This is a genomic window from Caulobacter sp. UNC358MFTsu5.1, from assembly GCF_000712075.1.
Classification (GTDB): domain Bacteria; phylum Pseudomonadota; class Alphaproteobacteria; order Caulobacterales; family Caulobacteraceae; genus Caulobacter.
Genome location: NZ_JONW01000009.1, coordinates 73,795 through 88,433 on the forward strand (window position 1 = coordinate 73,795; position 14,639 = coordinate 88,433).

Annotated in this window: 19 protein-coding genes; 3 read left to right on the plus strand and 16 right to left on the minus strand. The window is 69.5% G+C overall.

From position 1 onward, the window contains the following. The first annotated feature begins 55 nt into the window (after positions 1–55). A complete protein-coding gene (locus BR39_RS0117750) occupies positions 56–958 on the plus strand; it encodes an NAD(P)/FAD-dependent oxidoreductase (RefSeq protein WP_029914678.1) in 903 nt (300 codons plus the stop codon). Here the strand turns inward: BR39_RS0117750 and der are convergent. The 14 genes from der to BR39_RS0117820 all read right to left on the minus strand — a co-directional run bounded on the left by der (position 955) and on the right by BR39_RS0117820 (position 10,762). Then, on the minus strand, positions 955–2,724 hold the full coding sequence (der, locus tag BR39_RS0117755) for a ribosome biogenesis GTPase Der (RefSeq protein ID WP_029914680.1): 1,770 nt from the start codon (positions 2,722–2,724) through the stop codon (positions 955–957). The two genes, BR39_RS0117750 and der, sit on opposite strands and share 4 nt — an antisense overlap. A 109-nt stretch (positions 2,725–2,833) precedes the next feature. Further along, a complete protein-coding gene (locus tag BR39_RS0117760) occupies positions 2,834–4,249 on the minus strand; it encodes a PQQ-binding-like beta-propeller repeat protein (RefSeq protein WP_029914682.1) in 1,416 nt (471 codons plus the stop codon). 11 nt (positions 4,250–4,260) lie between these two features. Continuing rightward, entirely contained in the window at positions 4,261–5,013 is a 753-nt protein-coding gene (locus BR39_RS0117765) for a tetratricopeptide repeat protein (RefSeq protein ID WP_029914684.1), read from the minus strand. Positions 5,014–5,179: 166 nt separating this feature from the next. After that, entirely contained in the window at positions 5,180–6,007 is an 828-nt protein-coding gene (panB, locus tag BR39_RS0117770) for a 3-methyl-2-oxobutanoate hydroxymethyltransferase (protein ID WP_029914686.1), read from the minus strand. 103 nt (positions 6,008–6,110) lie between these two features. Next, a complete protein-coding gene (locus BR39_RS0117775) occupies positions 6,111–6,476 on the minus strand; it encodes a hypothetical protein (RefSeq protein ID WP_029914687.1) in 366 nt (121 codons plus the stop codon). Then, the gene (locus tag BR39_RS0117780; protein ID WP_029914689.1) at positions 6,469–7,056 is read right to left on the minus strand and encodes an RNA polymerase sigma factor; all 588 of its coding nucleotides are present in this window, start codon (positions 7,054–7,056) and stop codon (positions 6,469–6,471) included. Before BR39_RS0117780 ends, BR39_RS0117775 begins: the two co-directional genes overlap by 8 nt. 28 nt (positions 7,057–7,084) lie before the next feature. After that, a complete protein-coding gene (locus tag BR39_RS0117785; protein WP_029914691.1) occupies positions 7,085–7,480 on the minus strand; it encodes a DUF6249 domain-containing protein in 396 nt (131 codons plus the stop codon). Between the two features lie 158 nt (positions 7,481–7,638). Next, positions 7,639–7,956 (minus strand): hypothetical protein, encoded by a 318-nt coding sequence (locus tag BR39_RS0117790; protein ID WP_029914693.1) that lies wholly within the window; start codon positions 7,954–7,956, stop codon positions 7,639–7,641. After that, the gene (locus BR39_RS0117795) at positions 7,953–8,468 is read right to left on the minus strand and encodes an RNA polymerase sigma factor (RefSeq protein ID WP_029914696.1); all 516 of its coding nucleotides are present in this window, start codon (positions 8,466–8,468) and stop codon (positions 7,953–7,955) included. The genes BR39_RS0117790 and BR39_RS0117795 overlap by 4 nt, the downstream gene beginning before the upstream one ends. Then, entirely contained in the window at positions 8,468–8,914 is a 447-nt protein-coding gene (locus BR39_RS0117800; protein WP_029914698.1) for a hypothetical protein, read from the minus strand. Before BR39_RS0117800 ends, BR39_RS0117795 begins: the two co-directional genes overlap by 1 nt. 36 nt (positions 8,915–8,950) lie before the next feature. Beyond that, on the minus strand, positions 8,951–9,142 hold the full coding sequence (locus BR39_RS0117805) for a hypothetical protein (RefSeq protein WP_029914700.1): 192 nt from the start codon (positions 9,140–9,142) through the stop codon (positions 8,951–8,953). A gap of 47 nt (positions 9,143–9,189) precedes the next feature. Then, on the minus strand, positions 9,190–9,849 hold the full coding sequence (locus BR39_RS0117810) for an HAD hydrolase-like protein (RefSeq protein WP_029914702.1): 660 nt from the start codon (positions 9,847–9,849) through the stop codon (positions 9,190–9,192). Then, positions 9,850–10,206, minus strand: a complete 357-nt coding sequence (locus tag BR39_RS0117815) for an ArsC family reductase (protein ID WP_029914704.1) — start codon at positions 10,204–10,206, stop codon at positions 9,850–9,852. It lies immediately after the preceding gene. A gap of 112 nt (positions 10,207–10,318) precedes the next feature. Beyond that, entirely contained in the window at positions 10,319–10,762 is a 444-nt protein-coding gene (locus tag BR39_RS0117820; RefSeq protein ID WP_029914706.1) for a MarR family winged helix-turn-helix transcriptional regulator, read from the minus strand. Positions 10,763–10,837: 75 nt separating this feature from the next. Between BR39_RS0117820 and BR39_RS0117825 the strand changes: the two genes are divergently transcribed. Together BR39_RS0117825 and BR39_RS0117830 are read left to right on the plus strand one after the other, a co-directional pair. Continuing rightward, positions 10,838–11,578 (plus strand): thioredoxin family protein, encoded by a 741-nt coding sequence (locus BR39_RS0117825; protein WP_029914708.1) that lies wholly within the window; start codon positions 10,838–10,840, stop codon positions 11,576–11,578. 9 nt (positions 11,579–11,587) lie between these two features. Beyond that, a complete protein-coding gene (locus tag BR39_RS0117830; protein WP_029914710.1) occupies positions 11,588–11,827 on the plus strand; it encodes a hypothetical protein in 240 nt (79 codons plus the stop codon). On the opposite strand, the gene BR39_RS0117835 is transcribed toward BR39_RS0117830, so the two are convergent. Both BR39_RS0117835 and uidA read right to left on the minus strand, forming a co-directional pair. After that, a complete protein-coding gene (locus BR39_RS0117835; protein ID WP_029914713.1) occupies positions 11,824–12,582 on the minus strand; it encodes a FadR/GntR family transcriptional regulator in 759 nt (252 codons plus the stop codon). The genes BR39_RS0117830 and BR39_RS0117835 overlap by 4 nt on opposite strands. Before the next feature lie 7 nt (positions 12,583–12,589). Then, complete coding sequence (gene uidA / locus BR39_RS0117840) at positions 12,590–14,536, minus strand: beta-glucuronidase (protein WP_029914714.1); 1,947 nt, start codon at positions 14,534–14,536, stop codon at positions 12,590–12,592. Positions 14,537–14,639 lie beyond the last annotated feature (103 nt).

The following is a 14,639-nucleotide window of genomic DNA, read 5'->3' on the forward strand; positions in this document are numbered from 1 at the left end:
CAACCGTTGGCGGTCTGGCGCGTCTATGGCCGGCGGAGGCGCCCGATGGCCGATCATGAACCCTGAACGCCTGGACGCGATCGTCGTCGGGGCCGGTCCCGCCGGCCTGACCGCCGCCCTCTATCTGGGCCGCTTCCGGCGACGCGTCCTGGTCGTCGACGGCGGCGACAGCCGGGCCGCCTGGATTCCCATCACCCACAACCATCCGGGCTTTCCGGACGGCGTGGCCGGAACGGCGCTGCTGGCGCTGCAGAGGGACCACGCGCTGCGCTACGGCGCGGTCATCCAACAGGGCGCTGTCGAAGGCCTGACGGTCGTGGACGACGGTTTCGAGCTGGCGCTGGACGGCCGGCCCCTGCGAGCGCCCACCGTCCTGCTGGCCTGCGGCGTGGAGGACAACGCGCCGGACCTGCCCCAGGTCGACGAGTCCGTGCGCCGGACCCTGCTGCGCATCTGTCCCATCTGCGACGGCTTCGAGGTCACCGGCCAACGGGTCGGGGTGATCGGCCACGGGGCGCTGGGGGCGCGGGAGGCGCTGTTCCTGCGGACCTATGCCGACCGGCTGACGCTGATCCACATCGCCGCGCCCGAAGCCCTGCCCGCCGAGGAACGGGCCCTGCTGGCCCGGGCCGGGGTGGCGGTGATCGAGGCGCCGATCGAGGACGTCGAGCTTCAGCCCGACCGGCCTCGCGCCCTGTGCTTCTCGGGTGCGGGCCGCGTCGAATTCGACGCGCTCTACAGCGCCCTGGGCGTGACGCCCCGGACGGGTTTGGCCCTGGCGGCCGGCGCGCGCCATGACGACCAGGGACGCCTGGTGGTCGACGACCACCAGCAGACCTCGATCCCGGGCCTCTACGCCGCCGGCGACATGGTGCGCGGCCTCAACCAGATCACAACGGCGCAGGGCGAGGCGGCGATCGCCGCGACGGCCATGCACAACCGGCTCAAGGGCGGCTAGCGCCCCTTCGGCGGCGCCTTGTTGCCGCGCACGGTGCGGGCCCCGGCCACGGGGCGGCGGACGGCGGTCCTGGAGCCCGCCGCCTTGCCGCCTGCGGCCTTGAAGCCGACCTTGTAGCTGGGCGTGGCCGACTTCTTCTGAACCTTGGGGCCCTGCTTCTTGACCGACTTCACCGCGGCCTTGCCGGGCTCGACCGCCGGAGCGGCGGCGATCTCGGCCGGCTTGGGCGCCTTGGAGGCCTTCGAGGCGGGCTTGCCGGCGCTCTTGGCCGGCGGCGGCAGGCCCGCGGCCTCCGCCGCGGCGGCCGCGGCCGCCTCGGCCACGCGCACCGACTTCTTGACGGTGTTGCGCGAGGCGCGGATCCGCTCCTTCTCGCGCTCCTTGCGCTCGAACTCCCGCTTGCCCTTGCCCGAGTGGCCCTTGGCCTCGCCCTCGGCATAGGGGTTGGCGCCCGACTTCAGGGTGATGCGCAACGGCACGCCCGGCAGGTCGAAGCTCTCGCGCAGGCTGTTGATCAGGTAGCGCCGGTACTGCTCGGGCATCTGGTCGGCGCGGCTGGAGAACAGCACGAAGGTCGGCGGGCGGGCCTTGGTCTGGGCCATGTACTTGGGCTTGATGCGCTTGCCCCCGACGCTGGGCGGCGGGTGGCGCTGCATGGCCATCTGCAGCCAGTCGTTCAGATCGCGGGTCTTGACCTTGGTCGACCAGTCCTTGTGGCTCTTCAGCACCGCGGGCATCAGGCGTTCGACGCCCCGGCCGGTTTCGCCCGACAGCGCCACCACCGGCGCGCCGCGCAGCTGGGGCAGCATGCGCTCGGCGTGCTCGTTGAACTCCTTGAGGATCTGGCCGGGGTCCTCGATCAGGTCCCACTTGGCCAGGACGAAGACCACGCAGCGCCCTTCCCTCTCGGCCAGGTCGGCGATCTGCAGGTCCTGGGTCTCGAACGGATGGGTGGCGTCCATCACCAGCAGCACGACCTCGGCGAAGGTCAGCGAGCGGATGGTGTCCTGGGTCGAGAGCTTCTCCAGCTTCTCGTTGACCTTGGCCTTCTTGCGCAGGCCGGCGGTGTCGACCAGCCGGACCTTGCGCCCGCCCCAGTCCCAGTCGACCGAGATGGAGTCGCGGGTGATGCCGGCCTCGGGGCCGGTCAGCAGGCGCTGCTCGCCGATCAGGCGGTTGATCAGGGTCGACTTGCCGGCGTTGGGGCGGCCGACGATGGCGATCTTGATCGGGTTCTCGTCGTCGAGTTCGTCGTGGTCGCTCTGCAGCTCCTCGGGCGCGACGGCCAGCAGGGCGGCGTACAGCTCGGCCATGCCTTCGCCGTGCTCGCCGCTGATCTGGATCGGCTCGCCCAGGCCCAGGACGTTGCCCTCGGCCGCGCCGTGGTCGCCCGCCTTGCCTTCGGACTTGTTGGCCGCCACCAGCACCGGCTTGTTCCGGCGGCGCAGGATCTCGGCGAAGATCTTGTCGAGCGGCGTCAGGCCCTCGCGGGCGTCGTAGACCAGCAGGCTGACATCCGCCTCCTCGATCGCCAGCTCGGTCTGGGCGCGCATGCGCGCTTCCAGGCTCTCGTCGGTGACGTCCTCGAAGCCGGCGGTGTCGATCAGCTCCAGGTCCAGGTCGCCGAGGCGGCCGTGGGCGAAGCGGCGGTCGCGGGTGACGCCGGGCTGGTCGTCGACCAGGGCCAGCTTGCGGCCGGCCAGACGGTTGAACAGGGTCGACTTGCCCACATTGGGGCGACCGACGATGGCGAGTTTCAAAGGCATGGGCTGTGATTAGTCGATTTCGGGGACAAAAGCGACAAACCCGGACCAGCTAAGGCTGGCCCGGGTTCGCATGGCTTGGATTGTGGGTCCGAGCGAGGCTCGGGGACGCCTAGCGGATGGCGATCAGGTCCGCTTCGTCGGTGGCCACATAGACCGTGTCGCCCATGGCGATCGGGCCCAGCAGCGTGCGCTGGCCGATCTTCAGGGTCTTCAGGGTCTCGCCGGTCTTGGGGTTCAGAGCGACGGCCTGGCCTTCGCTCGACACGGTGATCAGGCGGCCCGAAGCCAGGATCGGCGACGACCACAGCAGCGGGTGCTTGGCGCGCTTCTTCTTCTGCTTCTTGCTCAGCTGTTCGGTGTTGTTGAGGTCGCGGATCCAGTAGACCTGACCGGCCTCGCGCGACACGCAGATCACCTGGCCGCTTTTGTCGACCACATAGACCACGTCGCCGGCCGCCCACGGGCTGGTGATGGCGGTGACCGGCAGGCTCCAGCGGGCCTGGCCCGTGCGCAGGTCGGTGGCGGCGAACACGCCCGAGTGGCTGACGGCGAACACATCGCCCTTGAAGATCACCGGACGGCCGGCGATGTCGCGGATTTCCGACAGCGCGTTGGTGCGGCTGGCGCGGCTGAGGGCCTCGCTCCACAGGTCGTTGCCGTTGGTGGCGCGCAGGGCCACCAGTTCGCCCGAGGCAAAGCCGGCCACCACCGTGTCGCCGCTGATCGCGGGGCTGGTGGCCGCCAGGATGCGGGCCGGCTCGATCAGGGCCTGATAGGTCCAGCCCGGCGCGCCGTCGGCGGCGTTGAAGGTCAGCAGTTCGTTGTCGGTCGAGATCACGAACACCCGGCCGTCGGCGACGGTCGGCGCGGCGTGGATCGGCGTGCTGGTCTGCTGGCGCCAGGCCTCGGCGCCGGTGGCGGCGTCGAGCTGGGCCACGAAGCGGAAGCCCGACGAGACGTACAGCTTGCCGTTGGCGTAGGCGACGCCGCCGCCGAAGCCGGTGCGATCGCCGGCGCTGCCGCCCAGGCCCATGAAGCCGTGCTTCTTGCCGGGAGCCTTGGCCGGACGCAGGTCCTTCTTCCAGACGGTCGAACCGCTGCGGGCGTCGATGGCGACGACGGTGGCCTCGCCGTCCATGACGAAGATCTTGCCGTCGGCGGCCACGGGCGGGGCGGTGACGTGGTACTTGCGGTTGGCCTTCTGGCCGAAGCCCTTGCGCCAGGCGATGTCGAAGTTGGCGGCGGCGGCCACGTGCTCGACCGACTGCTCGGCGTTGCCGCCCGGCAGCGGCCAGTCGGCCTGGGGCGCCGGCTCGGGCAGGAAGAAGTCGGAGCCCTTCAGGGCTTCGGACGCCTCGACCTTCTGGTCGAAGGCGATGACCGAAATCCGCTGGCCCTGGGTGGCCAGGGTCTTGTTGGCTTCCTTCTTGTCGAAGGGATTGATCTTCGAGATCGTCGAACACCCGGCCACCGACACCGCGGCGGTCATCATCGCGGTGAGAAGCAGATAGCGCTTGGTCGTCATGGGGCGGCGGCTCATTGGGCGGTAGCGGGGGCGACGTCGATGGGCGCGCCGGGCGGCGGGGCGGAGAGAGGCGGCAGGGCCGCGGCGGCCTTGGCGATGGCCGGCAGGTCCTTGGCCGAGCCGGAATCGATCATGGCCATGGCGCCCTGCGCCCGCTCGCGGATCTCGTCCGAGGAGTTGTCGAGCGAGTTGGACAGCACCAGGAAGTCGGCGCGCGCGCCGGCCAGATCACCGGCCCGCAGCTTGGCGAAGGCCAGGGCTTCCTTGGCCTGCACACGATATGGACTCTTCTCGCCCATCAACGGGGTCAGCCTCGCCTCGACGTCCTTGTAGGAAGCCGTGTCGAGGAGCGCCAAGGCGGAATTGAGGCCGGCGAGGTCGCCGAGCACCGGATTGGGCGCAAGCTTGGCCGCTTGGTCGAAATAAGCCACCGCTTCGGCCGTTTTGTTCTGTTCCAGGCGCACGCCGCCCATCTGCAGCAGGGCCAGGGTCTTGTAGGCCGGCGTGCCCGTCTTGGAGATCGCCTCGAACGCCGGGAAGGCCGCGACCGGACCCTGCTTCTGGCCGGTGGTCAGGGCCGCCTGATAGGCTTCCGTGGCCTTGTTGGTCTGGTTCTGCTGGTAGTTGGTCCAGCCCAGCCAGCCGCCCGTGCCCAGAATCGCCACCGCGGCCAGCGCGCCCACCCAGGGCAGCGACTTCAGCGCGAGGGACTTGTAGCGGTCGGAGCGCAGCTGCTCTTCGACCTCGTCAAACACATCGACCACGAACGAGGCTCCGGTAGGGGCGAAACTGCGCCCTGAGGCGTCGACGCCGGATCGCTCCGGAATCGACACGCGAAATGAAAACCATGGCGGGCGAAACCCACCGAGGCGGCGAACCTATAGCGTGTCCACGCCAGCCGCAACGGGGCGGAACCGGCGCGCGAGCTGCCTAGGTCTTCTTCGCGTAGTAGGTCTCGGCCTCGCCCGGGAAGGTGCGGGCCCTGACGTCGCGGGCGTAGTCGGCGGCGGCCCGCTCGATCTCGCCCTTCAGGTCGGCGTAGCGGCGCACGAACTTGGGGGTCCAGTCGAACAGGCCCAGCATGTCGTCGACAACCAGCACCTGGCCGTCGCAGCCGGCCGAGGCGCCGATGCCGATGGTCGGAACCGAGACGGCGGCGGTCACTTCGCGGGCCAGGCCCTCGGCCACGCCCTCGACCACGATCGCGAAGCAGCCGGCCTCGGCCGTGGCGCGGGCCTCCTCCAGCACCTTCAGCCGGCCGGCCTCGTCCTTGCCCTTGGCCTTGAAGCCGCCGTCCACCAGCACCGCCTGGGGGCGCAGGCCGATATGGCCCATCACCGGGATGCCGCGCTGGACCAGATAGGCGATCGTGGCGGGCACGGTGGAGCCGCTCTCGACCTTCACCGCCTGGCAGCCGGTCTCCTTCATGATCCGCACGGCGTTGGCGTACGCCTCCTCGGGCGCGCCCTCGTACGAGCCGAACGGCATGTCGACCACCACCATCGCCTTGCGCGAGCCACGCATCACCGCCTGGCCGTGCAGGATCATCATCTCCATGGTCACGCCCACGGTGTTGGGCAGGCCGTGGACCACCATGCCCAGCGAGTCGCCGACCAGCAGCAGGTCGCACGACTCGTCCAGCGCCGCGGCGATCGGCGCGGTGTAGGCCGTCAGGCAGACGATGGGCTCGCCGCCCTTGCGCGCGGCGATGTCGGGCGCCGCCAGGCGACGGACCTTCTCTTCACGGTGGGCGGACAGGACGGGCACTCCAGCGGAAAAAAGCGTGCCGTTTTCCGCCAGAATGTTCGGCGCCGCAACATGATCGTTGAAAACTTGACCGAAACCGCGCCGGAAGCGGGGCTTAGACCTCGTCCATCAGCCGGGTGACGGCGAACGCCAGGGCCAGGCCGGCCAGGGCGACCGCCAGCCACAGGGTCTCCGATCCGCCCAGGGTGAACAGCTGGTCGTAGCGCTGGGTCAACTTGCCCAGCTGCTGCGCGCCTTCGTGCGACATCTCCGAGAACTCGGTGGAGAATCGCGCGCTGACCAGCTGCGCGGCCGCCGCCACGCCGGCCACGACGCCGGTGGCGCCGATCAGCACGCGGCGCAGCGCCCAGCCCCGATCCAGCCGGTCGGTGACCTGTTGCGCGAACAGGTCGGCGTCGCGGAACGCCGGAGCCTGGCCGTAGAGGCGCGCCAGCTGGGTTTCGAAATCCAGGTCAGCCATGGCTTTCTCTCCTGGCGGAGTCGTTCGATGCGCTCCCGGACGGCGCGGCCATCCGGGCCCTGAGTTTATCCAGACCACGTTTGACATGGGATTTGACCGTCCCAAGGGGGATGTTCAAGACCTCGGCCGCCTCGGCGTGCGACCAATCGGCCCCGTAGCAGAGGGAAACGCAGAGCCGCTCGGCCTTCGACAACGACTTGAGGGCTTCGTCCAGATCGAGGCGGTCGGCCGTCGCGGCGGAGCCGTCGGGCCCGACCGGAGCCTCCTCCTCGGGAGTCTCGGTCAGTACCAGGCGGGCCTCGCGCTTGACCTTCCGCAGATAGAGCCGCGCGGCGATCTTCTTGATCCAGCCCGCGAAGGCCCCCTCCCCGCGATATTCGGCGATCTGCTCGTAGCCGACCAGGAACGCGTCCTGGGCGACGTCGTCGGCCGTGGCCGGATCGGCCCCCAGCCGGCGCAGCAGGCCCCGCACGGCCGAGCCGTGGCGGCGCACCAGCTCGCCGAAGGCCCGCCGGTCGCCGGCCGCCGCCAGGGCGGCCAGTTCGACGTCGTGGCCGGTGGGTGGGCGTTCAGTGCCCATTGGTTTGGTCCCCTCTTCCCCGCGATCGTCAGTCCTGCGGCGGACGCTTGTTGGGGTTGAAGAAGCTGAGGATCACGAAGGCCAGGCCGATGGCGCCGGGAATGGCCGAGCCGGCCAGCGTGCCATACATCGCGTAGTCGTTGATCTGGCCCAGCGCCAGGGCGGTCAGGGCGACGCCGCCGGCGACGAACAGCAGGATCACGCCAATCCGCATGTCGCGGTGCGCCGACGAGACGATCCGCGGACGAACGTCCTTGGAAAGGGCCTCGACCAGTTCCGGAGGCAGCGGCTGCCCCTTCTCGATGGCGGCCCGGACGGTCGCCTGCATCTCGCGGCGCTCGCGCGTCCGCAGCCAGGCCGGCACGATCACGATGGCCGCGACCATCAGGAACGGAGCCAGCGGGATCAGAATTCCAAGGTCCATGACCTAAGTCCCCTCGAATGTGTGGCGGGAGCGTCTGCCCTCGCCTTCTGTAAGGTAAGAGACCTGGGCCATGCCGATTGGAGGCGCCGGGTCGGATGAAACTTTCGTAAGGCTGCGTCTTTTGAAGGTTTCGGCCGATTCCCGGGGAAATCCAGCGTCTAGCGGCGCGCCAGGCCCTGGCCGCCCAGGGCGACGACGACACCCGCCGCCACGGTCAGGATCCCGGCGACCGGAAGCAAGACGGGCGCCAGGGTCTGGACCGCCAGGTCCAGGGCCGGGGCGCAGGCCCACAGCACCGCGCCGGCGGCCACGGCGGTCACGGCGGCCGAGGCCAGCTTGATCCGCAGCTCGCGCCGGCCCACGGCCTGCATCACCTCGGCGACGAACATCGCGTCGACCGATGGGCGCGCCGAACCGGATTGGGCCGGAGCGGCCTCCTCGGACAAAAAGGCGGCCAGGCGTTCGTCGGGGGTCATGACGCGTCTCCCAGTACTGATAACAGTCTCTCACGTCCTCGGTTCACATGCGACTTCACCGTGCCCAGGGGCAGGTTCAGCACCTCGGCCGCCTCGCCGTGCGACCAGCCCTGGCCCAGGCACAGGGTGACGCAGGCCCTTTGATCCGGCGGCAGGTCGGCCAGGGCCGCCTCCAGGGCCATGCGGTCGGCCGGATCGGCCTGTCGTGGGGCCTCCTCGGCCTGGTCCCCGCGCCAGGCCTCGTCGCGGCGGGCGGCGCGGCGGGCCGAGCGGCTGTGGTCCAGGGCCTTGCGCCAGGCGATGCCGAACAGCCAGGCCCGGAAGCCCTCGTCGTCGCGCAACCGGTTGAGCCCGGACCAGGCCGCCAGGAAGGCTTCCTGGGCGATGTCGTCGGCGTCGCCGAAGCCGCTCTTGCGCAGGAAGCCGCGCAAGGATCGCTCGTGCGCCGCCACCAGCCGGGCGAAGGCGGATTGCGACCCGCCCCGCGCGGCCCGGACCAGCGGCGCGTCCATCAGAGGCGAGGCTCTCGATCCACCAGGATCGACACCACCGACGACACGGCCAGGGCGCCCATCACGAAGGCGACGATGATGAAGGCCGGGCCCGCCTCCCCGTAGAAGCCAGTCAACGACGCGAAGGTGAAGCCGGCGCAGAGGCAACCGAAGAGCGCCACACGGGACCACCCGTGATAGCGGCGGTAGCGGCGACGGTGGTAGCGGCGATGGCCGCGATCGTCGTTGTCGTCGTCCGCTTCGCCCAGCCCGTTGCCGTCGTTCCAGCGCTTGCTGAGCTTGGCCAGAAGTTCCGGCGGCGGCTCGCGTCCCGACTGGGCGTAGGTCTTGATCAGGTCCAGCGTGTCGCGGTTGGCCTTGTAGGACAGCCAGCTCTGATAGGCGCCGAACACGAACCAGCTCAGCGGAAAGATCAGCCACCAGTAGGATCGAAAGAGTTCTTCCATGGTCTTGGTCTCCAGGCGTCCCGGACGCCTTCAGGTTCAGCAGGCGCCGCGGACGCGCAGGCGCGCCACCAGCTCGGCGGGCGGCTCCCGGCCGGCCTCGGCGTAGGATTTCAGCAGGGCCATGGTGTCGCGGCGCGCGCGATAGGCCAGCCAGCTTTGGAAGGCCCCGAACGCGATCCAGCTCAAGGGGAACACCAGCCACCAATAAGAGCGGAACAGCTCTTCCATCGGTCTCATCTCCAGATCGACGCGACCCTTCGCGCCTTTTCTGAAGACTAGTCGGCGCCGACCTGCTGATTGGATGCGGCGACCCGCGAAATAATTTCGTCCATGGCAGAGAACATCATGGTCGGGCCGTGGTCGGCCAGGGCGCGACGCGTGGCGTAGCCCCATTCGACGGCCCCGCAGGCCAGGCCCGCTTCGCGCGCGGCCTCGATGTCGCGCGTCTCGTCGCCGATGCACAGCACCCGGTCCTTGGGGATGCGCGCGGCCTTGACCACGGCCTTGAACTTGGCGGCCTTGCCGAAGATCGCGGCCCCGCAGCCGTAATGGTCGACCAGGCCCGCCAGCTCGGCGCCCAGGATCGAGCGGATCGTGGTCTCGGAATTGGAGCTGACGATCGCCAGCCGCAGCCCGGCGGCCGACAGGGCGCGCAGCAGGTCGCCGGTGCCGGAGAACAGCGGGATGGCGTGGGCTTCGGCGGCCATCATCTTCTTGCCGTGGGCCGCGACCAGCGGGACCTTCCACAGCGGCAGGCCCAGATAGGCCATGATCTCCCGGCTGGTGCGGCCGCGGAGCATGGCGATCTCGTCCTCGGTGACCGCCTTGAACTTGAAGCGCTCGGCGAGCGGCCGTACGGCGCGGATGGCCCAGGCCGTGCTGTCGGCCAGCGTGCCGTCGAAATCGAAGATGACCAGATCGATCTGGGCGTCCATTCAGCCCCCCGAACCCATGGCGCGACCATACACGTCTGGCTTGAATCCGACCAGCAGTTGATCGCCCGTCGCAAGAACCGGCCGCTTGATCATCGACGGATGGGCCAGCATCAGGTCGATGGCCTTGGCCTGATCGATGCCCTGCTTGTCGGCGTCCGGCAGCTTGCGGAAGGTGGTGCCGGCCTTGTTGAGCAGGGTTTCCCAGCCCACGGCCTTGCTCCAGGTTTCCAGGCGCGGACGGTCGATCCCGACGGTCTTGTAGTCATGGAAGGCGTAGGCCACGCCGTGACCGTCCAGCCAGTCCCGCGCCTTCTTCATCGTGTCGCAGGCCTTGATGCCGTAGATCGTGGTCGTCACGCCTGATTGCTCCGTGCGCGTCAGATTCTCGAGTCTGACAGCCTAGAGTTCGCGCGCCATCGGGCAAAACGGAAAAAGACCTGGGTGAACACCCCGGGCGTCCCGATCCGGGTCAGGCCAGGGCCAGAAGCCCCGCGCGCAGGGCGTCGCCGCCTTGCGGCAGTCCCGCCTCGACCTCGGCGTGGGTCGAGGTCCAGACCGGCAAGGCGCGCGCCAGCACCGACATGCCCGCTGGAGTCAGGGCCAGCCGGCGGTTGCGGCGGTCCTTGGGGTCGATGGCCACCGTCAGCAGGCCGCGTCGCTCCAGCGGCTTGAGATTGGCGGTCAGGGTGGTGCGGTCCATGGCCAGCAGGCCGGCCACCGAACCGATGGTCGGGGGCTCGGGCCGGTTCAGCGACATCAGCAGCGAGAACTGGCCGCTGGTCAGCTCGAACGGGCGCAAGGCGTCGTCGAAGCGCCGCGCCAGGGCCCGCGCCGCGCGCTGGGCGTGCAGGCACAAACAGGTGTCCTTCACGTGGAGGGTGGCGGCGTACGGGACCTGCAGGGGCTTTGACACGGTCTAATTATGTTGATATCAACGTTATCTGTCAAGGCCGGAGGCCGGGCGGGCTCACGAACAGGGAGAAGGACGATGGCGAACCCGAAGGTCGCGTCGCGAGAGGAATGGCTGGAAGCGCGCAAGGCGCTGCTGGTCCATGAAAAGGAAGAGACGCGGCTGCGCGACCGCAACGCCGCCGAGCGCCTGGCCCTGCCCTGGGTCAAGATCGACAAGACCTACACGTTCGACACCCCGACCGGCCGCAAGACCCTGGACCAGCTGTTCGACGGGCGCAGCCAGCTGGTGGTCTACCACTTCATGCTGCCGCCCGAATGGGAGGCCGGCTGTCCAGGCTGCTCGTTCCTGGTCGACCATCTGGACGGGACCCTGCCCCACCTGAACCATCACGACGTGACCCTGATCGCCGTGTCGCGCGCGCCGCTGGACAAGGTCGCCGCCTACAAGGCGCGGATGGGCTGGAAATTCCCCTGGGTCTCGTCGTTCGGCGGCGAGTTCAACTACGACTTCGGCGTCTCCTTCACGCCGGAGACCATCGCGGCCGGCGCCACCTACAACTTCGAGCCCGCCAGCCCGGATTCGGGCGAGGCCCCGGGCATGAGCTCGTTCTTCAAGGACGAGACCGGCCAGGTGTTCCACACCTATTCCAGCTACGGCCGCGGCGGCGAGGAGCTGATCGGGACCTACATGATCCTCGATCGCGCGCCCCTGGGCCGCAACGAGTCCGGCAACATGGGCGACTGGATGCGTCGCCATGACGAGTACGAGGACGCCGAGCCCGTCAAGGCCTGCCACGCCGAAGCGATCCCGGCCTAGGCGTCCGCCATGCTGTGCTGCGCGCTGGGACTGCTGGCCGTTCTGACCGGGGCCTCGGCGCGCGGCCTGCGGGCGCTGCTGGGCGCGTGGCCGATGGCGATCGTCGCCGGCGGCGCCGTCACGGCCCTGGCCGTCCTGGTCCCGCAGCACCTCGAGCACTATCGCCAGCGGGCCCTGGCCCACGACCGCACGGTGCTGGCCGAGATCGTCGCCGCGCCGCTCTGCTCGGGGCCGCCCCGCTTCCGCTAGACGCCGGCCCGGCGCGCCACTTCGCTGCGGCGGGCCCGGATCAGCGCCCTCGCCTCCTCCAGCGCGTCGGCCTCGACCACGGCCATCAGGTTGTCGATCACCCGCCCCAGATGCTCGCGCATCGCCGTGCGGGCCGCGACCGGATCGCGGGCCTTCAGGGCGTCGAGGATCTCCTGGTGGTCGTTGACCAGGGGCTGGGCCCGCATCCTTCCCGCCCGCTCCAGCAGCTCGCGGCAGGCCGGCTGGTAGCGCAGATCCCACAGGTTCTCGACCATGGCCACCAGCACGCCGTTGCGGCTGGCCTTGGCGATGGCGACGTGGAAGCGCCGGTCCGCCAGGTCGGCCAGCGCCCCGAAGTCATGCTCCTCGGCCATGTCGTGCAGGATGACCGTCAGCTCGTCGAGCTGGTCGTCGGTCATCACCGCCGCCGCCAGGGCGCAGGCGTCGCCTTCGATCAGCCGCCGGGCCTCGACCAGCTCGAAGGCGCTGACCTCGAGCCGGGGCGCGGAGACCTCGGGGCGCGGGGCGTCGGCCACATAGACCCCCGCCCCGTGCCGCGCCTCGACCAGGCCCCGCGCCTCCAGGATGATCATCGCCTCGCGGATGGTCGGCCGGCTGACCTTGTGGTCGTCGGCCAGGTCGCGCTCGGACGGAAGCCGCTCGCCCGTCGCCCAGCGCCCGTCGCGGATCGAGGCCGCGATCAGGTTGGCGATGTGCTGGCGCAGCTTCCGCGAGTCGGCGACGGGCTCGGCCACGGCGGGATCAGACCTTGGCCGGCTTGCTCCACAGCGCGCGGGCGCGATGGGCCACCAGCTTGGGCTTCCGCTCGCGGGTGAAGAAGCCTTTGTGGTTCAGCGCCCCGATCCGCATGATGCTCTGCGAGGTGCGGAAATCGGCGAAGGCCCAGGGGTGGGTGCCGAAGATGAACGGGTATTCGCCCAGCACCCGGATATACATCTCGACCATGTCGGCCTGGTATTCCTCGGTCCACATCTCGGGCGGATGGGCGTGCATGCCGGCCACCGCGTCGGCGCCGAACTCCGTGAACATGATCGGCTTGTTCGGGTGGCGGGCGCGCAGCTTGGCGACGTCGTTCTTCAGCGCCTCCTCGGCCAAGTCCAGCTGGCCCGACAGCGAGTACCAGCCCTGGTAGGAGTTGGTGCAGATCACGTCGCCCAGGGCCTGCCAGTCGGTCGAGCCGCCCTGGACGCTGACGATGGTCACCGGCCGGGTGGAGTCCAGCTGGCGGGTCAGGTCGAACAGCGGCGAGAAGAACTTCAGGCCGGTCTCGTTGCCGCCGGGCGGCTCGGGATCGGTCGTGTGGAAGGGTTTCACCAGCGGCTCGTTGGCCAGCGACCACATGATCACGCAGGGGTGGTTCTTGTCGCGACGGACCAGATCGACGATGTCCTGCCGAAGCTGCTTGGACCGCGCCTCCTGGATCTCCGGCGGATCGGCGAACACCAGGCTGACGGCGGGGGTCTCGTCGATGACCAGCAGGCCGTGCTCGTCGGCCAGCATCATCGCTTCCTCGCTGTAGGGATAGTGCGAGGTGCGGAAGCTGTTGCCGCCGAGCCATTTCAGCAGCTCGAAGTCGCGGATGATCGAGGGCACGTCCAGGCCGCGGCCGTGGATCGGGAAGTCCTCGTGCTTGCCGAAGCCGCGCAGGAACACCGGCTTGCCGTTCAGCAGCAGCTTGTCGCCCTTGGCCTCGATGGTGCGCACGCCGATCTTGAAGGCGTATTCGTCGGACGCCGCGCCGTTCTCCAGGCGGATCGTCAGGGTGTAGAGGTGCGGGTCCTCGGGGCTCCAGAGGCGCGGGGTCTTCAGCGACACGACGATCGAGCCCTTACCGGCGCCGAGCGCGACCGAGCCCTTCTGTTCGCCCTTGTCGTCGGAGATCGTCACGCTGGCCTTGCCCGACCACGGGGCGCTGGTCTCCAGGTCGATCGAGACCTTGCCGTCCAGGGTGGTCTTCACCGTCACGTCCTTCAGGTGGACGTCGGGCGTCGTGAACAGCAGCACCGGACGGTGGATGCCCGAATAGGGGAAGAAGTCGTAGGCCGTCTGCGGGAAGTGGACGGTATGCATGTGCCAGCGCGCGCGGTCGGGCGTGGCGGGCACGCGGTCCAGCTGGATCTTGTTCTCGACCAGCACGGTCAGCACGTTCTCGCCGTCCAGCGACACCGCGTCGGTGATGTCGAAGGCGAACGGCAGGTGGCCGCCGACGTGGCCGCCCAGCGGCTTGCCGTTCAGCCAGACCTTGGCGGTGTAGTTCACCGAGCCGAAGCGCAGGTGGATGCGCTGGCCGGCCCAGCCCTTGTCGACGCGGAAGTCGGTCTCGTACCAGGCCGAGCCGACATAGTTGCGTACGTCGTCGAAGATGTCGTTCCAGCTGGCCGGGACTGGGATCAGGCGGAAGTCCTTCAGCCCCTTCTGCCAACCCTCGGCCTCGCCGACGTCCTTGGGATCGGTGCGGAAGCGCCAGGTGGCCGCCAGGCTCTTGGTCGAGCGCGTGGCGCTTTCGTGGGGATAGAGGATGCTGGGGGCGCCCACGGCCGGACCCGGCTTGGCCGCCCGCGCCTGGGCCTGGGTGGCGCCGGCCGCCACGCCGGCCAGCACCATGCCGCCCGACACGCCGACCATGCTCCTGCGGGTGACCTGACCCCGCGGGGCCTCGCCGCCGTCTTTGCCCGAATTGTCAGCCATCCGTACGCCCTCGCCTGTTGAAACGTCTTTTGAAGTCGAACCTAGCGGCGAATCCCGCCGCCAGGACCAGAAAGAAGAAAGGCGGCGGGCCGAAGCCCGCCTC